The following is a 19374-nucleotide window of genomic DNA, read 5'->3' on the forward strand; positions in this document are numbered from 1 at the left end:
CCCGGTCCGCCGTCGTCAATCGCGGGGCGTCGACCGCAGTGGGGACTCGAGTAGGTCGAGGAGCGCGGCGTCGGTGGGGTGCCCGGCGGCGAGGCCGCTCCGCCAGCCTTCGCCGGCGGCCGCGAGCACCGCGGGGCTAAGCGCCGCGATCGCGATCGCGGCGCGGAGCGTCGCATCGCGGCCGACGAGCTCGGACAGCCGTCGCGCCGCGCGGGGCGAATGCAGGAGCGCGGTCCGGCCCTCCGCCAACGTCCGGGTCGTGCCGGGTGCGACCGGCAGCGGGTCGCTCGCATAGACGGGTATCGCCCGAACGCCGGGCTGGTCCGGCATCCGCTCGCGCCCGGCGAGGTGGAGGAGGCGGGTCAGCCCGTGTGCGCGCGCCGCACCGAGCGCGGTCGCCACGCCCTCGTCGCCTGTCGCCGCGAGCATGAGGCCCGCCGCGCGCGCGGCCGCCGCCGTCGCCTCGCCCACGGCCACGACCGGCAACCGTGTGAGTGCCGCCAGCCCCGCCCCGGCGTGGCGCACCGCCGCCGCGCTGGTCATCAGCAACGCGTCGAAGCCGTCCGGCTCCGGCGGCGTCCAGGCGAGCGGACGAACGGCGAATAGCGGGAGCCGCATGACGTCGAAGCCGCGCGCGGCGGCGCGGTCGGCGGTCTCGGCGTTGCCCGGCTCGGGCCGGAGAACGACGACCCGGGGCTTCACGCCGCGAACAGACGCCGGATCGCGAGGGGAGCACGGGCAAGCAGGTCGGCGGCGAGTTCCGCACCCAGTTCCGGACTCGTGCCTTCCGCCGCGCCGCACACCTCTTCCTCGCCGTCTTCGGCGATCAATGAGGCGCGTAGGCGGAGCGTCGTGCCCGCAAGGCTCGCGAGCGCGCCGACCGGGGAGTGGCAGTCGGCCCCGAGCGCGGCCAGCAGCGCGCGCTCGGCGAGAATGCAGGTGTGCGTGTCGAGATGGTCGATCGCCTGAGCGGCCGCGACCGCGCGCGCGTCGTCGGCGCGGACCTCGATCCCGACCGCGCCCTGGGCAGGGGCGGGGAGCATGATGTCGGTCGCGATCGCCGCGCCCACGTCCGGCCGGCCCAGCCGATCGAGCCCCGCCGCCGCGAGCAGCGTGGCATCGACCTCTCCGGCCGCCAACTTGGCCAGCCGCGTGTCGACGTTGCCGCGGATCGGCACGATCCGTAGATCGGGGCGCAGCCGCAGGAGCTGCGCGCGGCGGCGGGGCGAGCTGGTGCCGACGAGCGCGCCGTGCGGGATCGCCTCGATCGACTCCGCGCCGAGCAGGCGGTCGCGGACGTCGGCGCGCGGCAGGGTGGCGGCGATCAGGAGAGCGGCGGGGCGAGCCGTCTCCACGTCCTTCATCGAATGCACGCACGCGTCGATCTCACCCACCAGCAGCGCGCGGTCGAGCTCGCGCGTCCACAGCGCCTTGCCGCCGATCTCGGCCAGCGGGCGGTCCTGGATGCGGTCGCCGGTCGTGCGGATCACCACCGTCTCGATGTCGTCGGGCGACCAGCCGTGCGCGTCCGCCAGCGCGTCCGCCACGAGGCGCGCCTGGGCGAGCGCGAGCGGCGAGCCGCGGGTGCCGAGGCGGAACGGGATCATGCCCGGGCGCTTAGGCATGAGCGCGCTGCTTCGACAAGCCGCGCGGGGGCGGGTAGGACCGGGTGGATGATCGTGCTGGGCCTGGAATCCTCCTGCGACGAGACCGCCGCCGCGCTCGTCACCGGCGATCGCGTCGTGCTCGCGCATCGACTTTTGGGGCAGGAGGCGGCGCACCGGCCTTACGGCGGCGTGGTTCCCGAGATCGCGGCGCGCGCGCATGTGGAGGCGCTGGAGCCGCTAATCGTCGCGGCGCTGGGTGATGCGGGGCTGACGCTGGCCGATGTAGACGCGGTCGCCGCGACGGCAGGGCCGGGGTTGATCGGCGGCGTGATGGTCGGGCTGGTTACGGGCAAGGCGCTGGCGCACGCGGCGGGCAAGCCGCTGGTCGCGGTCAACCATCTGGAGGGGCATGCGCTGAGCCCAAGGCTGGTCGATCCGGGATTGGAGTTCCCGTATCTGCTGCTGCTGGTATCCGGCGGGCATTGCCAGCTGCTGCGCGTCGAAGGGGTGGGGCGATATAGCCGGCTCGCGACCACGATCGACGATGCGGTGGGGGAAGCGTTCGACAAGACCGCCAAGATCCTCGGGCTGGGCTTTCCGGGCGGGCCGGCGGTGGAGCGGGCGGCGCTGGCGGGCGATCCGCGCGCGGTCCCGCTGCCGAGGCCGCTGAAGGGGTCGGCCGAGCCGCATTTCTCGTTCGCGGGGCTGAAGAGCGCGGTGGCGCGGGCGGCGGGCGCGTACTCTGCAGAAAATCTGGCGGCGTCGTTCCAGGCGGCGGTGGTGGATTGCCTGCTCGACCGGACGGCGCGGGCGCTGGACGCGTCGCCGGGCGTAACCGCCTTGGTGGTCGCGGGCGGCGTGGCTGCGAATGCGGCGGTGCGGGGGGCGCTCGAGGCGCTGGCGGCCGAGCGCGGCCTGCCCTTCGTCGCGCCGCCGGGGTGGCTCTGCACCGACAACGCCGCGATGATCGCCTGGGCGGGAGCGGAGCGGTTCGCGGCGGGCATGATCGGCCCGCTCGACGCGCCGGCGCGGGCTCGGTGGCCGCTCGATCCAACGGCGGAGCCGGTGCGCGGGGCGGGAGTGAAGGCATGAAGATCGGCGTGATCGGCGGCGGAGCGTGGGGCACCGCGCTGGCGCAGGTGGCGGCGCGCGGCGGGGCCGAGCCGGTGATGCTCTGGGCGCGCGAGCCCGAAGTGGTGGCGGGGATCAACGACGCGCGGATCAATCATGCGTTCCTGCCGGGCGTGATGCTCGCCAGGTCGATCCGCGCGACCGGATCGCTGGACGATCTGGCCGGGTGCGACGCGCTATTGGTGGTCGCGCCCGCGCAGCATGTGCGCGGCGTGTTGACGGCGCTGCCAGCCGGAGACGCGCCGCTGGTGCTGTGCGCCAAGGGGATCGAGGCGGGAAGCAAGCTGCTCGTGGGCGAGGTCGCGCGCGCGGTGAGGCCGGGTGCGCCGGTGGCGGTGCTCTCGGGTCCGACCTTCGCGCATGAGGTCGCTGCGGGCAAGCCGACGGCGGTGACGCTCGCCTGCGCCGATGCGGGCGTGCGCGCGGCGCTGGGCGCGCGGCTCGCCTCGCCCAGCTTCCGGCCCTACGCGTCGGAAGACGTGGTCGGCGCGGAGATCGGCGGGGCGGTCAAAAACGTGCTCGCGGTCGCGTGTGGCGTGGTCGAGGGCGCGGGGCTTGGTCAGAATGCGCGCGCGGCGGTGATCGCGCGAGGGTTCGCGGAGATGACGCGGTTCGGGCTAGCGCGGGGAGCGAAGGTCGCGACCTTGAGCGGACTATCGGGGTTGGGCGATCTGGTGCTGACCTGCTCGTCGACGAGTTCGCGCAATTTCTCGCTCGGCGTCGGGCTTGGGCGCGGCGGCGCCGCGGCGGAGCTCCTCGCCGACCGGCGGACCGTCGCGGAGGGCGCGTTCACCGCGCCCGTGCTGGCGGAGGCGGCGCGCGACGCGGGGGTGGACATGCCGGTAACGGATGCCGTGGTGCGGCTGCTCGGCGGCGAGGACGTGCGCAGGGTGGTCGAAGCGCTGCTCGCCCGGCCGTTGCGGGACGAGGGTTGATATGCACCCTCTCCCGCTTTCGCGGGAGAGGGAAAGACGCGCATAGCGCGGCGAGGGTGAGGGCCGGACCTTTCCCGGACAGGCCCGCCCCTCACCCTCGCCGCAGCTGCGCCACGTCTTTCCCTCTCCCGCGAAAGCGGGAGAGGGTTAGTATCAGAAGTCGATCGCGATGCCTTTGTGCTCCCAGTCGCCGTAGCGGACGGGGTTCTTGCCCATCGGATCGTGCTCGGGCTCGGCCACCTCCTCCGGCTTGGGGACGGGCGGGTTGGGGGTGAGGTAGGCGGGGGGCTTCAGATGGTCGGGACGCTTGCTCATGGGTATGGCTCCGGTTGCGCGTTGCGCTGCTTCACTCCAGATCGGGGGCACATGACCTCGCCGCAACCCTCCCGCTACCTATCCGACGACGTTCCCGGGCTGCCCGCGCGCCGCGCCGCGCTCAAGCTGCTCGACGCGGTGCTGCGCCAGGGACGCCCGCTCGAGGCGGCGCTGGCGGGGGCAACGAATGCGGTCCGCGGCCCGGATCGAGCGCTCGCGCATATGATCGCAGCCACCGTGCTGCGGCGGCTGCCCGACCTCGACGCGCTGATCGACGGGGCGATGGCGCGGCGGCTGCCGGACGACGCCAAGGCGCGGACCGCGCTCAGGATCGCGCTGGGACAGGCGCTGGTGCTGGGGACGCCGCCGCATGCGGCGATCGCGACGGTGCTGCCGCTCGTCGACGGGGGACCGCGCAAGCTGGTCCACGGCGTGTTCGGGACGGTGATGCGGGCGAAGGCCGTCCTGCCCGACCCGCCCAACCTGCCCGCCGAAGTGGCCGAGCGCTGGATGCGCGACTGGGGCGAGGAGGCGGTCATGGCCGCGCGGCGCGCGATCGCCGAGCCGCCCCCGCTCGACCTGACGCTCGCCCGGCCGGAGGCGACGGCTGAGTGGGCCGAGCGGCTCGGGGGCGAGAGCTTCATGGCGGGTCATGTGCGGTTGCCCGCGCGCGCGGCGGTGGCGGAGCTGCCCGGCTATGCCGAGGGCGCGTGGTGGGTGCAGGACTGGTCCGCATCGCTGCCCGTGCGCGCGCTGCTGGAGGGATGGGGCGCCCGCCCGCCCGGGCGCGTGCTCGATCTATGCGCGGCACCCGGCGGCAAGGCGCTCCAGCTGGCGGCGGCGGGGTGGGACGTCGTCGCGGTCGATCAGTCGGAAAGTCGCCTGGCGCGACTTCGCGAGAACTTCACGCGGTGCGGACTGGTGGCGGAAGTGGCGCGGGGCGACGTGCTGACCTGGGAGCCGGACGCGCCCGCCGACGCGGTGCTGGTGGACGCGCCGTGCAGCGCGACGGGCATCTTCCGGCGGCATCCGGACGTGCTCCACCGAGCGCACCCGCGGTTTGTGGCCGAGATGGCGGAAGTGCAGGCGCGGCTGCTGACGCGTGCGGCCGACTGGGTGAAGCCGGGCGGGATATTGGTCTACGCGACCTGTTCCCTCGAACGCGCGGAAGGGGAGACGCAGGTCGAGCGGTTCCTGGGCAAGCGGGCTGGGTATGCGAGCGCGCCGCCGTCGATGACCCGCATCCTGCCGTCCACCATGCCGGGCGGGTGCGACGGGTTCTTCGTGGCGCGGTTCATGCGCAACGGCTGACTTGCCGGGGCGTTCGGGGGTGATAGAGGCTCCCGAATGTCCCGACCCGTCCGCATCGCTCCGTCCATCCTGTCCGCCGACTTCGCGCGGTTGGGCGAGGAGGTGCGCGCGGTCGACGTGGCGGGCGCGGATTGGATTCACCTGGATGTGATGGACGGGCATTTCGTCCCCAACATCTCGTTCGGCCCCAACATCGTGCGCGCGATTCGGCCGCTGACCGCCAAACCTTTCGACGTTCATCTGATGATCGCGCCCGTGGACGGCTATCTCGATGCGTTCGCCCAAGCGGGGGCCGACACGATCTCCGTGCATCTGGAGGCGGGGCCGCACGTCCACCGGTCGGTTGGACGCATCAAGTCGCTCGGCCTGCGTGCGGGCGTCGCGCTCAATCCGGGTACGCCCGCCAAGATGCTCGATTATCTGCTCGACGTCGTGGACCAGGTGATCGTGATGACGGTCAATCCCGGGTTCGGCGGCCAGCGTTTCATCGAGTCGCAGCTCAAGAAGGTCGCCGCGATCCGCAAGATGATCGACGCGACCGGCCGCTCGATCGATCTGGAGGTTGATGGCGGGATAGACGCCGAGACCGCTCGCCAGGCGATCGACGCGGGCGCGGATGCGTTGGTGGCGGGGACATCGGTATTTGGCGAGGGCAATTACGCGGCGAACATCGCGCGGCTGCGTCCCGCATGAGCCGAGACGATCCGGAGCCTTCGGTTCCAGGGGACGGGATCGAGGAAGGGCGACGGCTGATCCGCGTCGGCGGCGACAAGGGGCTGTCGCTCGCGGATCGCTTCTCGGAGCGGCTGCACCGGCTGACCTGGCGCACGCCGCTCCACGACCTGCGGCTGACGGGGCGTCATCCGCTAAAGCTGATCGCGGTGCCCGACGATCCGATCCCCGGCGATGCCGGGCGCGGGCGGGCCCTCCTGGCCGGGCGACTGGTCCATCTGGGCGAGGAGCGCGCGGTCGACGCGATCGACCTGCGTCGGCCCGATTGGGGCAAGCCGTTCGCCGACCATCTCCAGGGCTTCGGGTGGTTGCGCGACCTGTCGACCGTGGCGACGCGCGCGCAGGCCGCCCCGGTCGCCGACGCGCTGATGCGGCGCTGGCTCGACGCGCATGCGGATGTCGTCGACCAGGCGGCGTGGCGTGCAGACCTGTGGGGTCGGCGCGTGCTCGCCTGGACCGCGCATGCGCCGTTGATCCTGTCCTCGACCGACTCGGTCTATCGCTCGCGCGTGCTGAACGCGTTGGCACGGGGCGGGCGGTATCTCGACCGCCATGCCGACAGGACGGCGCCCGGGACCGCGCGGATCGCCGCCTGGTGCGGCGTCGTCGCCTGCGGGCTGTTGCTCCCGGACGGCGACGTCCGGTTGCGCTTCGGCGAGGCGGGACTGGCGCGCGCGTTGGGCGTAAGCCTGTTCGAGGACGGCGGCACGGTGTCGCGCTCCCCGTCGATGCTGCTCGGGGCAATCGACCTGCTCGCGAGTTTGAGCGCCTGCTACGACGCGCGGCGGCGGGAAGCGCCCGATGCGGTGGAGCTCGCGTTGGCCCGGATGGTGCCCGCGCTGCTCGGCGTGACGCATGGCGACCGCGGCCTGTCGAGCTGGCAGGGCGGCGGGCCGATCGCGGCGGAGCGCGTCGCGGCCGTGGTCGAGGCGAGCGGGATACGCACTCGCCCGCTCCGCCAGGCACGCGATTGGGGGTACCAGCGGTTGACGGCGGGGAGCGCGGTGTTGATCGTCGACGCCGCGCCGCCGCCGGTCGCGCGCGTCGTCGAGGGCGGTTGCGCGTCGACGCTCGCCTTCGAGTTTTCCGACGGCCCGGCCCGGCTGATCGTGAATTGCGGCGGAGCGCGCGAGGCGGTGGCGGGGCTCCCGCGCGCGTTCGCCGAGGGGCTGCGCACCACGGCCGCGCATTCGACGCTAAGCTTGGCCGATACGAATTCGACGGCGATCAACCCCGACGGCACGCTCGGGCGCGGGGTCGGCGAGGTCGAGCTGTCGCGCCAGGAGAGCGAGGCGGGAAGCCGGATCGAGGGCACGCATGACGGCTATGCGCGGCGATTCGGCTTCGTCCATCGCCGCCAGTTGATGCTGACGAGCGACGGGCGCGAGCTGCGCGGGGAGGACGCGCTGCTCCCGCGCGGGAGCAGGCGGCGCGCGGGGGCAACGCCCTTCGCGATCCGATTCCACCTCGGGCGCGGGGTCGAGGCTGAGCCGACCGTCGACGGTCAGGCCGCGATCCTGCGCACTCCGGAAGACGGCCTATGGCAGTTCCGCTGCCGGGGCGGGGCGCTGGCGATCGACGGGTCGGTGTGGATCGACGAGGCCGGCCGTCCGGTAGCGACGCGCCAGCTGGTCGTCACCGGCGAGGCCGAAGCGGGGGGCGCCAGCGTCGGCTGGCTCTTGAAGCGCGCGCGCTAGCGGGGCAGGGCGCGCGCTCACCGGTCGCGGAGTTCCCCATGTCGCTCGTTCCCGTACGCCGCGCCCTCCTGTCGGTGTCCGACAAGGCCGGGGTGGTCGACCTCGCCCGTGCATTGGCGGCGCGCGGCGTCGAGCTGGTGTCGACGGGGGGCACCGCCACGGCGCTGCGCGACGCGGGGCTGGCGGTCCGCGACGTCGCCGAGCTGACGGGCTTTCCCGAGATGATGGACGGGCGGGTGAAGACGCTGCACCCGGCGGTGCATGGCGGGTTGCTTGCGGTGCGTGACGACCCCGCGCATGCGGGGGCGATGGCGGAACACGGGATCGGCGCGATCGATCTGGTGGTGGTAAATCTTTATCCGTTCGAGGTGACGGTCGCGCGCGGGGCGGAACGGGGCGAGGTGATCGAGAATATCGACATAGGCGGGCCGTCGATGGTGCGATCGGCGGCGAAGAACCATGCCTATGTGGCGATCGTCACCGACCCGGCGGACTATCCGGCGTTGCTCGCCGAGCTCGACGGGAACGACGGCGCGACCACGCTCGATCTGCGCCGCCGCTTCGCCGCGACCGCCTTCGCCACGACTGCGACCTACGACTCCGCCATCGCGAGCTGGTTCGCGTTCGCTGATCAAGGTGAGCGGTTTCCGGCGACCTTGCCGTTGGTCCTCCAGCGGCAGGACGAGCTGCGCTACGGCGAGAACCCGCACCAGGACGCCGCCTTCTACAAGAGTCGGGGGCCGTCCGCACGGGGGATCGGGCAGGCGGAGCAGGTCCAAGGCAAGGCCCTCAGCTACAACAACTTGAACGACGCCGACGCCGCGCTGGAGCTGCTGGCCGAGTTCCGGGACGCCGCGCCGACGGCGGTGATCGTCAAGCACGCCAACCCGTGCGGCGTCGCGACGGCGGCCACGGCCGAGGCGGCGTACCGGATGGCGTTCGAATGCGACCCGGTGTCGGCGTTCGGCGGCATCGTCGCGGTCAACCGCCCGCTCGACGGTCCGACCGCCGCCGCCATAGCCGAGATCTTCACCGAGGTCGTGGTCGCGCCGGGGGCGGACGACAAGGCGCGGGCAGTGTTCGCGCGCAAGAAGAACCTTCGGCTGCTGCTGTGTGGGCAATTGCCCGACCCCGCGCGTAGCGGGCTATCGGCCAAATCGATCGCGGGCGGCTGGCTCGTCCAGTCGCGCGACGACGGGCGGTTGACGGACGACATGCTGATAGTCGTCACCAAGCGGCGGCCTACCGAGCACGAGCTGGCGGATTGCCGCTTCGCCTGGATCGTCGCCAAGCACGTCAAGTCGAACGCGATCGTCTATGCGAAGGACGGCGCGACCGCCGGCGTGGGCGCGGGGCAGATGAACCGGCTCGAATCCGCGCGCATCGCCGCCTGGAAGGCGCGCGACGCGGCGGACAAGGCGGGCTGGGCGGAGCCGCGCACGATCGGCGCGGCGGTGGCGTCCGACGCGTTCTTCCCCTTCGCCGACGGATTGATGGCGGCGGTCGAGGCGGGAGCCACTGCGGTCATCCAACCCGGCGGCTCGATCCGCGACGCCGAGGTGATCGCGGCCGCCGACGAGGCGGGGCTGGCGATGGTGTTCACCGGCATGAGGCACTTCCGACATTAACCGTCTCTCCCTCTCCCGCTTTCGCGGGAGAGGGTGGCCGAGCGTAGCGAGGTCGGGTGAGGGCACTTCGCCTCAAGAACTGCCCTCACCCTGGCGCTTCTCGCCTGTCCCTCTCCCGCGAAAGCGGGAGAGGGTTTAGCCTGCGGCCGGCAGCGCCGCCGCGCCCGGCGTCGCCTTGCGCCGGAACAGCGCGCGGTCGGCGTCGCCGAACGACCAGCGCCACAGCACGAACAGGTACGCGCCCGCGATCGCGGGGATGCCGATCACGAGTTCGGTCCATTCGAACCGCTGCGGCAGCGCGGTAAAGATCGTGCCCACGCCGATCGCCGCCAGCGCCGCCCACAGCAGCGACCAGCGCCAGGGCGCGACCTTGCGGCTAAGCATATGTTCGAGGAAGCGGACCTTGATCACGCTCGTGACCCCGAGGCTCAGGCACAGCGCGACCGCGGGCCCCGCCGCCTGCCACGTCGCCGGCCAGCCGAGCGCGCGCGCGGCGAACACCAGCGCGAAGCTGAGGCCGATCTGGAACAGCAGCATGCCGAGCGAGATCAGCAGGTTGCGCTTGCGGGCGATGTAGACGAGCGCCGACTCCGACACCGCGCCCGCGGTCCCCGCGAACTCGGCGGTGAGCAGGAACGCGAGCGCGGCGGTGCCCGCCACGAACTCGGGGCCGATCACGCCCATGACTGCTTCGCCTGGGATCGATCCCATCAACGCGAGCCCGCCTTGCGCCGCCATGATCCAGAAGGCGACTTGGCAGACTTGCCGTGCGACCGCCGCCTTGTCGTCCTTCGCCAGCGCTTCGGTCACGACCGGCCCCAGGATGGGATCGAAGCTCGTCTTGAGCTTGGCGGGGAGCGAGGCGACCTGCTGCGCCATGTAGTAGATGCCGACGATCTCCGGCGCGAACAGAACGCCCAGGATGAACCGGTCGACGTTGCGAGTCCCCCATTCGAGCGCGTCGGCCCCCGCCAGCGGGGCGTTCGCCTTGGCAAGCGCGAGCAGCGGGCGGACGCGTGGGCTCCAGCCGCGCGGCAGGCCGTACGAACGGACGAACGGGACCGCGCTCGCGATCAGCGCCGCGATCATCGAGGCGACGTAGGACAGCACCAGCCCGTCGCGCAGCGTGAAGTAGGAAAATGCCCAGGCCGCGATCGAGATCGTCCACGGCTCCACCACCGCGCGCGCGGTCACCGCCGCCTTTACGTTCAGCCGGTAGGCTAGCGCGGCGAGGCTGACGTCCGACCAGGCGGTGGCGACGATGATCAGCGGCAGGAACCGGTCGAGGCCCGTGATCGGGGAGTTCGGGTATAGGAGCTGCGGGAACGCGAACAAAACCGCGCTCGCCGCGACCGACACGACCAGCGCGACGACCATCGCGTCCCACACCACATGCGCATGCGGGCGGTCGGTGGTGGCCAGCGCCTGGGCGAGCCCGCGTTTCAGGCCCAGCGTCGCGAGCAGCGCGGCCAGCTCGACCACCACCACCGCGATCGCGAACCGTCCGACCAGTTCCGGCCCGTACACCCGTCCCGCGATGAACAGGAACGGGATGCGCGCGAGCAGCCGGAGCGCGAAGCCCGCGATGTTGGTGCGGCCCCCCTTGGCGAGCGCCGCGATGTCCTCGGGGTCGCGGGTGGGCACTAGTGCGCCGAACCCCAGCTATGGCCGGTGCCGATCTCGACGCCGAGCGGGACGGAGAGCTTGACCGCCGGTTCCGCCGCTCCCTCCATCACGCCGCGGATCACCGTGCTCGCCGCCTCCACGTCGTGGGCGGGCAGTTCGAAGACGAGTTCGTCATGGACCTGTAGGAGCATCCGCACGCCCGGCAGTCCCGCCTCGGCGAGCGCGGGTTCCATGCGGATCATGGCGCGCTTGATGATGTCGGCGCTGGTGCCCTGGATGGGCGCGTTGATCGCGGCGCGCTCGGCGCCCTGGCGCTCGTTCTGCTGGCGGCTCTTGAGGCGCGGGAACCAGCATTTCCGGCCGAACAGCGTCTCGGTATAGCCCCGGTCGCGCGCTAGCGTCAGCGTGTCGGCCATGTAGCGGTTGACGCCCGGGAACCGCTCGAAATAGCGGTCGATCAGCCCCTGCGCCTCGTCCGCGCCGATGTTGAGCCGCCCGCCCAGCCCCCAGCGCGAAATGCCGTACAGGATCGCGAAGTTGATCGTCTTGGCCTGGCTGCGCGTGTCGCGGTCGACCCTCCCGTAGAGTTGCTGCGCGGTCAGCGCGTGGATGTCCTCGCCGTTCGCGTAGGCCGCTTTCAGTTCGGGCACGTCGGCCATGTGCGCCGCCAGCCTAAGCTCGATCTGCGAGTAATCGGCGGCGAGGAGGACGTGGCCCTCCTCCGCGACGAACGCCTCGCGCAGCTGGCGGCCGATTTCGGTGCGGATCGGGATGTTCTGGAGGTTGGGATCGGTGGACGACAGCCGCCCCGTCTGCGCGCCCGTGAGCGAATAGCTGGTATGGACGCGCCCCGTCGCCGGGTTGACCTGAGCCTGGAGCGCGTCGGTGTAGGTGTTCTTGAGCTTGGTCAGCTGGCGCCAGTCGAGCACGCGCCGGACGATCTCCGACCCCGGCTCCTGGCTGCGCGCGATGCGCTCGAGCTCGGTCACGTCGGTTGAATAGACGCCCGATTTGCCCTTGCGCCCACCCTTCAGCCCCAGCCGGTCGAACAGCACGTCGCCGAGCTGCTTGGGGGAGCCGATGGTGAAGGGACCGCCCGCGAGTTCGTGCACCTGCCGCTCGTACTCGGCGATCTGACCCTCGAACTCGGTCGAGAGCGCGGCGAGGCGGGGGACGTCGACCAGGATGCCGCGTCGCTCCATGCGCGCGATGACGGGGACGAGGGGGCGGTCGACCATCTCGTAGATACGGGTCGCGCCCTCCGAAGGAAGCCGCGCCTTGAACTTGCGCCACAGCCGTAGCGTCACGTCGGCGTCCTCGGCGGCGTAGCGGGTCGCGGTTTTGAGGTCGATCTCGTGGAAGCCGCGCTGGTTCTTGCCGGTGCCGACCACCTCCTTGAAACCCAGGCAGGTGTGCGACAGGTGCTCGGTCGCGAGCTCGTCCATCTTGTGGCCGTGCTTGCCCGCATCGAGATCGAAGCTGAGCACGATCGTGTCGTCGAACGGCGCGATGTCGAGCCCCAAGCGGCCGAGCACGATCATGTCGTATTTTAAATTGTGCCCGATCTTGAGCACCGCGGCGTCGGCCAACAGCGGCCCGAGCAGCGCCAACGCCTCCGCGCGGTCGATCTGGATGGGCGTGTCGCTCAAGAGGTCGGAGCCGCCGTGCCCGAGCGGCACGTAGCAGGCGCGGTTGGGGGCGAGCGCGAGCGACACGCCGACCAGATCGGCGCGGGTAGCGTCGACGCCGGTAGTCTCGGTGTCGACCGCGACCCAGCCTTGCGCGCGCGCCTCGGCGATCCAGCGTTCGAGCGTGGGCGCGTCGACGACCGTCTCGTAGCCGTCGAGATCGGGGGCAGGGTCGGCGTCCGCGTCGTCGGACGGGGCCTCCGCCCCGCCGGCCGGGCCGTCACCGCCTCCGGCGGTGCCGGCCGTCACCTCGCCCAATTTGGCGAGCAGCGACTTGAACCCGTGATGTTCCAGGAACGCGCGCAGCGGTTCGGGCGGGATGCCCTGCATCGCCAGCGCGTCGAGCGGATCGTGAAGCGGCGCGTCGTCCTTCAGCGTGACGAGCACCCGGCTCAGCCGCGCCTTGTCGGCGTGTTCGATCAGATTGTCGCGAAGCTTGCCCGCCTTCATCGCGGGCGCGGCGGCGAGCACACCTTCCAGATCGCCGTGGTCGCCGATCAGCTTGGCCGCGGTCTTCGGGCCGACGCCCGGCACGCCCGGCACGTTGTCGACCGCGTCGCCCATCAGCGCGAGCACGTCGCCCAGCCGCTCCGGCCCGACCCCGAACTTCTCGACGACGTATTCCGGGCCGAGCCGCCGATTGTTCATCGTGTCGAGCATGTCGATCCCGCCCCGACCGTCGACATTGGGCTCGAACAGCTGCATCAAGTCCTTGTCGGACGAGACGATCGTCACGTCCCACCCCTCGCGCCTGGCCGCGAGCGCATAGGAAGCGATGATGTCGTCGGCCTCCAGCCCTTCCTCCTCGATGCAGGGCAGCGAAAACGCGCGGGTGGCGTCGCGGATCATCGGGAATTGCGGCACCAGGTCGGGCGGCGGCGGCGGCCGGTGCGCCTTGTATCCGTCATAAAGGTCGTTGCGGAACGTCTTGGACGACGCGTCGAAGATGACGGCCATGTGCGTCGGCCCGTCCGCCCGGTCGAGCGCGTCCACCAGCCGCCATAGCATGGTGGTGTAGCCGTACACCGCCCCGACCGGCTCGCCGTGCTTGTTGGTCAGCGGCGGAAGACGGTGATAGGCGCGGAAGATATAGCCGGAGCCGTCGACGAGGTAGAGATGGGGCATCGCGTGGGGATGTAGCCGATGCGCGCCGCGCGACCAATCCTCCCGCGCATGGCCGGCGCTAGTTCGCCACCCCGGCCGGCGTGAACCCGCCCGGCGCATACGTCGTCACCGCCCTCGCGACCGCCTGGATCAGCTGTTGGCGGGCGGTGGTGGAGCGGGTGGTGTCGCCGATCATCACCGCGACCGCGTAGCGGCGGCCGTCGGGGGCGGTGAGGAGGCCGACGTCGTTGAAGCCGGCGTTGCGGCCGTTCAGGTCCTGGCCGGTGCCCGTCTTGTGCGCCAGCTGCCAGCCGACCGGGACCGCCGCGCGCAGGCGCGAGCGGCCCGTCACCGTGCGCGCCATCGTTTCCAGCAGGACGCGCGTCGACGATTCGGACAGCAGCTCGCCGCGCGCGAGGCGCGACAGCGCGTCGGCGATGGCGAGCGGGGCCGCCCCGTCGGGCGGGTTGGCGATATAGGCGTCGAGCGCGGCGCGGCGGCGCTCGGGCGACAGGCGCGAGCGCGCGTCCTGGAAGCCGCTGGTCAGCGAATATTCCTGCCGCCACTCGATCCCGGCCGTACCCGCCTGGAGCAGCCGCTCGCCGGGGCCGAAGCGGATGTCGCCGAGTCGTTTGCTCGCGATCACGTCGCGCACCGCCGACGGCCCGCCGACGAGCGTCAGCAGCCGGTCGTTGGCGGTGTTGTCGCTCTGCGTCAGCGCGCGGGTGAGGAGGCCGCCGACCGTGGTGGTGAAGCTGCCTTTCTGCCGCACGATGTAGGCGATCGGCTGGTGAAACAGCGTCAGGTCCTGCGGCCGGACGGTGATCTCGTCCTCCAGCCGCACGCGCCCCTGGTCGCGCATCTCCATCAACGTGATCGCGACCCACAGCTTGGAAACGGACTGCTGGGGCAGCAGGCGGCGTCCGCCCGACTCGATCGTCCAGCCCTCGTCCACCGCGCGCACCGCGGCTCCGGCGATGCCGCCGAAGCCGCGCACCGCCTCGCTCACCGCCGTCGCCAGCCGATCGGGCGCGGCGCGAACCGCGCGCCGCGCGGGCGCAGGGACCGGCACGGACACGACGGGGACAGGCGCAGGCGGTGAGATGCGCGCGCTGGCTTGCGATGTCGTCTCGGGCCGCGATGCGGGGGGTACGCAGGCCGCCAAGGCCGCGAACAACGCTAATATGGACGAACGGCCCGCGCCGCTCCGAAAACTCTTCACGATCGCACGTACCCCAACCCCAAGCGCGGGTATCTGATCCGAGCTTCGTTTCGGCGATACCAACGGACGCGATCGATGCGACGAAGCGAGCACGAGCCGCGCCCGGTCGCGGACGGGACCGGGATCAAAAATGCGAGGGCACCAGAACGGTGTCCGACGCCGTGTCCGACGCCTCCGGATGGTCGAGCGTATAATGGAGCCCGCGGCTCTCCCGGCGGTGGAGCGCCGAGCGGACGATCAGTTCGGCGGTCTGGAGCAGGTTGCGCAGCTCGATCAGGTCGGGGGTGACGCGGAAATTGCCGTAATGGTCGGCCACCTCCTCGTTCAGCATGGCGAGGCGGGTGGCGGCGCGCGTCAGCCGTTTGGTGGTGCGGACGATGCCGACATAGTTCCACATGAACCGACGGATCTCCGTCCAGTTCTGCTTGATCACGACCTCCTCGTCCGAGTCGGTCACCCGGCTGTCGTCCCAGGCACGCACCGGCGGGGGCGGGGGGAGATCGTCCCAGCAGGCTGCGATGTGGGCGGCCGCCGCCTCGCCGTAGACGAAGCATTCCAGGAGCGAGTTGGACGCCAGCCGGTTCGCGCCGTGGAGCCCCGATTGCGTGCACTCGCCGGCCGCATACAGCCCGGGCAGGTCGGTGCGCCCGTCGCGGTCCACCACGACGCCGCCGCACGTATAGTGCTGCGCGGGCACGACCGGGATCGGCTGCGTCGTCATGTCGATGCCGAGGCCGAGCAGCTTGTCGTGGATGTTGGGAAAATGCCCGCGCACGAAGTCGGCGGGCAGGTGGCTGATGTCGAGATGGACGTAGTCGAGGCCGTCGCGCTTGATCTCCGCGTCGATCGCGCGCGCCACCACGTCGCGCGGCGCGAGCTCGGCGCGCGGATCGAGATCGACCATGAAACGGTGGCCGGTATTCGGATTGAGCAGCCGCCCGCCCTCGCCGCGCACGGCTTCGGTGATCAGGAAATTCTTGACGTCCAGATTATAGAGGCAGGTCGGGTGGAACTGCATGAATTCCATGTTCGACACGCGGCAGCCAGCCCGCCAGGCCATGGCGATGCCGTCGCCCGTCGCCCCCGCCGGCGCGGTGGAGAACAGGTAAGCTCGGCCCGCGCCGCCGGTCGCCAGGATCGTCGCGCGCGCGGTGTGAAGGTTCACGACGCCCGAGCCCCGGTCGACCGCATAGACGCCCCATACATGCCCCGCGCCCGAATAGCGCTCTTCATGGCGCGAGGTGGCGAGATCGATCGCGACCTGGTCGGGGATGAGCGTGATGTTGGGGTTGGCGCGCGCCGCCTTCAGGAGCGCCTCCTGAACCGCCCAGCCGGTCGCGTCGTCGACATGGACGATGCGTCGGTGCGAATGCCCGCCCTCGCGCGTCAGATGGAGCGCGCGATTGTCCTCTGGTCCCTGCATCGCGAAGGGGACGCCCAGCTCGCGCAGGCGCTCGATCGCGGCGGGCGCGCGCTCGACCACGAACTCGACGACGCCCCGGTCGTTCAGCCCCGCGCCCGCGACCATCGTGTCCTCGACATGGTCGGCGAACGTGTCGCCCGGCTCGAGCACGGCGGCGATCCCTCCTTGCGCCCAGGCGGTCGACCCCTCGTCCAGCCCGCCCTTGGCGAGCACGGTCACGCGGAACCGGTCTGCGAGGTTGAGCGCCGCCGTAAGCCCCGCCGCGCCCGAACCGATGACGAGGATGTCCGACTCGGTCCCACTCATCGGCGCGCGTCGCCGAAGGTAACGAAAGTCACGTTAGTACGCATGTTTCGTGGGGCCTCGGGGCGGCCGGATCGGCTGGGCAGGGCGGGTCGAACTCGCATCGCAATTGCTCCTGACACGAGTCGGCGGCTGTAGGACAGTCCAATATTCGATCCGGCGATCACTGCGCGATGCGGTCGGCGGCCCAACCCGGGCCGGCGGCCCGATTCCCCGTGACCGCGCCGACATATGGGGGACCCCCGGCGCTGAGGCGGATGCGCGCGCCGTCCAGCTTCGTATCCGACAGGGGCCATGCGCGGCCACCCCGGATCAGGACGCCGCCGAAATCCTGGTAGCGCTGCGTCAGCCGCAGCTCGGCCCAGCCGCCCGCATCGCGCAGCCGCCAGCGCCCCGCGACCCGCGCGGGCACGATCCACAAATGCGCCCGCGCGCCGCCGACGCGCTCCGTCCGATCGGGCCGCCAGTCGCCCATCTCGAACACATGGCTGACGATCCGCGCGCCGGGCGCGAGCTCGGCGAGGAGGCGGGGGCGGAGGCGCATATTGACCTCCGGCAGCAGGAACATCGTCACCACGTCGTATCCGTCGAGCGGCGTGGCGAACAGATCGCGCACCTCGAACCGTACCCGGTCGGCGACCCCCGCCTCCGTGGCGGCGGCGCGAGCGTCGGCGACGAGCACCGGGTCGATATCGACGCCCAGGCCCCGCGCCCCGCGCTTCGCCGCCGCGAGGAGGATCCGCCCGTCGCCCGTGCCCAGATCGAGCACCCGGTCGCCCGCGCGCACCCCCGCCATGTCGAGCATCCGCTCCACCAGCTCGGGCCGGGTCGCGGCATAGGGCACGTCGAGGCGTGGCGCGCTCCCGAACAAGGTCGATACCGAACACCGCGCCTGCGTCGCCGACAGGCACCGCGCGCCGAGCGCGACCCCGGACGCCGCGCCCAAGGTAAGCGCCGCCGCGGCAAGGTTCAGCCGACCTGCCTTCATTCCCGCCGCCTTATCCGACAGTCACGCGCCTGCCGCGCGCGTGAGGCTCAGGAACACGTCTTCCAGGTCGGGCTCCTTGGTCACGACGTCGACGATGCCCAGCCCGCCGGCCTGCACCGCCGCCAGCACCTCGCCCGCGTTGACGCGGTCCTTGGCGTAGGTGATCTCGAGCGTCCGCGCGCCGCGCAACATCACCTTCTCGAAGCAGATCGCATCCGGCGCTTCGGTCAAGTCGCGGTCGACGGTGACGGCCACCACCTTCTCCTGCGCGCGGCCGACGAGTTCGCGGGTCGGCTCGTTGGCGATCAGGCGGCCGCCGTTGATGATCGCGATACGGTCGCACAACTCCTCCGCCTCCTCCAGATAATGCGTCGTCAGCACCACCGTCACGCCGCCCGCATTGAGCTCGCGCACATAGGCCCACAGCTGTTGGCGGAGCTCGATGTCGACGCCCGCGGTCGGCTCGTCCAGCACGAGCACGGGCGGCGAGTGGACCATTGCCTTGGCGACCATCAGTCGCCGCTTCATGCCGCCCGACAGGGTGCGGGCGTAGGCGTCGGCCTTATCCTCCAGCCGCACCGCGCGGAGCAGCTCCATCGACCGCCGCTCGCGCGGGGGTACGCCATACAGCCCGGCCTGAATCTCGAGCGTCTCGCGTGGGCTGAAGAACGGATCGAACAGGATCTCCTGGTTGACGATGCCGATCGATGCCTTGGAATTGCGGGGATGCGAGTCGATGTCGAAGCCCCAGATCGACGCGGAGCCCGCCGTCTTGTTGACCAGCCCCGCCAGGATGTTGATCAGCGTCGACTTGCCCGCGCCGTTGGGGCCCAGCAGCCCGAAGATCTGGCCGCGCGGCACGTCGAACGTCACGTCGTCTAGCGCCTGCTTGCCGCCGGCGTAAGTCTTGGACAGGCCCTGGATGCTGATCGCGGCTTCGGTCATCGCGGGGGCTTTAGGCCCGGGCCCGCGCCGCGCCAAGCGCCGGGGATGCCGAGCGTCACTTACGCGTCAGGGTCGTCCGGTTGCGCTGCAGCCACGCCTCGCCGGCATCGTCGGTGAAGTCGACCTCCTTGAGGGTCACGAGCCGGACGCCGTCGCGGGTCGTGGTCTCGCGGATGCGGGCGGGGCGGTCGTCGTCCCGGCCGACGCGTTCCTCGATCATCGTCCAGTGGGTCGCGTCGGCCGCGCGGGTCAGCCGCGGCGTCGCGACGTCGGGCTCGACCGGTCGTCCGGCCCGGAACGACGCCGTGCTCTCCGCGCCGGTCTCGGGATCGAGGACCGCGACCATGGTGATGTGGACCGCGCCGACGCGCGGACCGTCGTCGAACACGGCCCTGCGGATCAGCGTCAGTCCGTCGGGCACCAGCTCGACCGTGACGGTCACCGGCAGCCCGACCCACCGGTCGGTTTGATAGTCGCGGTAGGCCAGCTCGCCCTTCCATGCGCCGACAAGGCCGGCGCGCACTTCGCGGACGCTCGGCGGCGCGGGTGCGCCCGTCGGCACCTGCGCTGCCGCCGTGCAGATCGCGGCCGCTGCAACCGCCGCCCATCGCCAACCCATACCGACCTCCTGCTGGAGTAGTCAGACCACGCTACGGCATGTCCGCAGCGCCTCCAAGAGCGGCGATTGATGCGCTCCGCTCGGCCCGCTATGCACATCC

Annotated in this window: 16 protein-coding genes; 6 read left to right on the forward strand and 10 right to left on the reverse strand. The window is 71.6% G+C overall.

Features of this window, described 5'->3' with window-relative positions; translation table 11 throughout:
• Window positions 1-15 precede the first annotated feature (15 nt).
• On the reverse strand, window positions 16-702 hold the full coding sequence (locus tag ACFE7F_RS05110; protein WP_375402765.1) for a uroporphyrinogen-III synthase: 687 nt from the start codon (window positions 700-702) through the stop codon (window positions 16-18).
• Window positions 699-1607 carry a hydroxymethylbilane synthase gene (gene hemC / locus ACFE7F_RS05115; protein ID WP_375402766.1) on the reverse strand — a complete coding sequence of 303 codons (909 nt, stop codon included), beginning with the start codon at window positions 1605-1607 and terminating at the stop codon, window positions 699-701. Before hemC ends, ACFE7F_RS05110 begins: the two co-directional genes overlap by 4 nt.
• A 66-nt stretch (window positions 1608-1673) precedes the next feature.
• Between hemC and tsaD the strand changes: the two genes are divergently transcribed.
• Together tsaD and ACFE7F_RS05125 are read left to right on the forward strand one after the other, a co-directional pair.
• Entirely contained in the window at window positions 1674-2699 is a 1026-nt protein-coding gene (tsaD, locus tag ACFE7F_RS05120) for a tRNA (adenosine(37)-N6)-threonylcarbamoyltransferase complex transferase subunit TsaD (RefSeq protein WP_375402767.1), read from the forward strand.
• Entirely contained in the window at window positions 2696-3673 is a 978-nt protein-coding gene (locus tag ACFE7F_RS05125; RefSeq protein ID WP_375402768.1) for an NAD(P)H-dependent glycerol-3-phosphate dehydrogenase, read from the forward strand. The genes tsaD and ACFE7F_RS05125 overlap by 4 nt, the downstream gene beginning before the upstream one ends.
• 153 nt (window positions 3674-3826) lie before the next feature.
• On the opposite strand, the gene ACFE7F_RS05130 is transcribed toward ACFE7F_RS05125, so the two are convergent.
• Window positions 3827-3988, reverse strand: a complete 162-nt coding sequence (locus ACFE7F_RS05130; protein WP_375402769.1) for a DUF1674 domain-containing protein — start codon at window positions 3986-3988, stop codon at window positions 3827-3829.
• Window positions 3989-4039: 51 nt separating this feature from the next.
• Here ACFE7F_RS05130 and ACFE7F_RS05135 point away from each other — a divergent pair, with 51 nt between their 5' ends.
• The 4 genes from ACFE7F_RS05135 to purH are packed head-to-tail and all read left to right on the forward strand — an operon-like array spanning window position 4040 to window position 9356.
• Window positions 4040-5299, forward strand: a complete 1260-nt coding sequence (locus ACFE7F_RS05135; protein ID WP_375402770.1) for an RsmB/NOP family class I SAM-dependent RNA methyltransferase — start codon at window positions 4040-4042, stop codon at window positions 5297-5299.
• A gap of 36 nt (window positions 5300-5335) precedes the next feature.
• Complete coding sequence (rpe, locus tag ACFE7F_RS05140; protein WP_375402771.1) at window positions 5336-5992, forward strand: ribulose-phosphate 3-epimerase; 657 nt, start codon at window positions 5336-5338, stop codon at window positions 5990-5992.
• Window positions 5989-7728, forward strand: coding sequence for a heparinase II/III family protein (locus ACFE7F_RS05145; RefSeq protein WP_375402772.1), 1740 nt, complete (start codon window positions 5989-5991; stop codon window positions 7726-7728). The genes rpe and ACFE7F_RS05145 overlap by 4 nt, the downstream gene beginning before the upstream one ends.
• 38 nt (window positions 7729-7766) lie before the next feature.
• A complete protein-coding gene (gene purH, locus ACFE7F_RS05150; protein ID WP_375402773.1) occupies window positions 7767-9356 on the forward strand; it encodes a bifunctional phosphoribosylaminoimidazolecarboxamide formyltransferase/IMP cyclohydrolase in 1590 nt (529 codons plus the stop codon).
• A gap of 135 nt (window positions 9357-9491) precedes the next feature.
• Here purH and ACFE7F_RS05155 read toward each other — a convergent pair whose 3' ends face one another.
• The 7 genes from ACFE7F_RS05155 to ACFE7F_RS05185 form a co-directional block, all read right to left on the reverse strand.
• Window positions 9492-11000 carry a lipopolysaccharide biosynthesis protein gene (locus ACFE7F_RS05155; protein ID WP_375402774.1) on the reverse strand — a complete coding sequence of 503 codons (1509 nt, stop codon included), beginning with the start codon at window positions 10998-11000 and terminating at the stop codon, window positions 9492-9494.
• Entirely contained in the window at window positions 11000-13795 is a 2796-nt protein-coding gene (polA, locus tag ACFE7F_RS05160; RefSeq protein WP_375402775.1) for a DNA polymerase I, read from the reverse strand. Before polA ends, ACFE7F_RS05155 begins: the two co-directional genes overlap by 1 nt.
• A 58-nt stretch (window positions 13796-13853) precedes the next feature.
• On the reverse strand, window positions 13854-14852 hold the full coding sequence (locus ACFE7F_RS05165) for a serine hydrolase (protein ID WP_375402776.1): 999 nt from the start codon (window positions 14850-14852) through the stop codon (window positions 13854-13856).
• A 268-nt stretch (window positions 14853-15120) separates the two neighbouring features.
• Window positions 15121-16725 carry an L-aspartate oxidase gene (gene nadB, locus ACFE7F_RS05170; RefSeq protein ID WP_375402777.1) on the reverse strand — a complete coding sequence of 535 codons (1605 nt, stop codon included), beginning with the start codon at window positions 16723-16725 and terminating at the stop codon, window positions 15121-15123.
• 160 nt (window positions 16726-16885) lie between these two features.
• A complete protein-coding gene (locus ACFE7F_RS05175) occupies window positions 16886-17710 on the reverse strand; it encodes an SAM-dependent methyltransferase (RefSeq protein ID WP_375402778.1) in 825 nt (274 codons plus the stop codon).
• 21 nt (window positions 17711-17731) lie between these two features.
• Window positions 17732-18655 (reverse strand): ABC transporter ATP-binding protein, encoded by a 924-nt coding sequence (locus tag ACFE7F_RS05180; protein WP_375402779.1) that lies wholly within the window; start codon window positions 18653-18655, stop codon window positions 17732-17734.
• A gap of 55 nt (window positions 18656-18710) precedes the next feature.
• A complete protein-coding gene (locus ACFE7F_RS05185; RefSeq protein ID WP_375402780.1) occupies window positions 18711-19274 on the reverse strand; it encodes a hypothetical protein in 564 nt (187 codons plus the stop codon).
• Window positions 19275-19374 lie beyond the last annotated feature (100 nt).

This window comes from uncultured Sphingomonas sp. (genome assembly GCF_964235535.1).
Lineage (GTDB): Bacteria > Pseudomonadota > Alphaproteobacteria > Sphingomonadales > Sphingomonadaceae > Sphingomonas.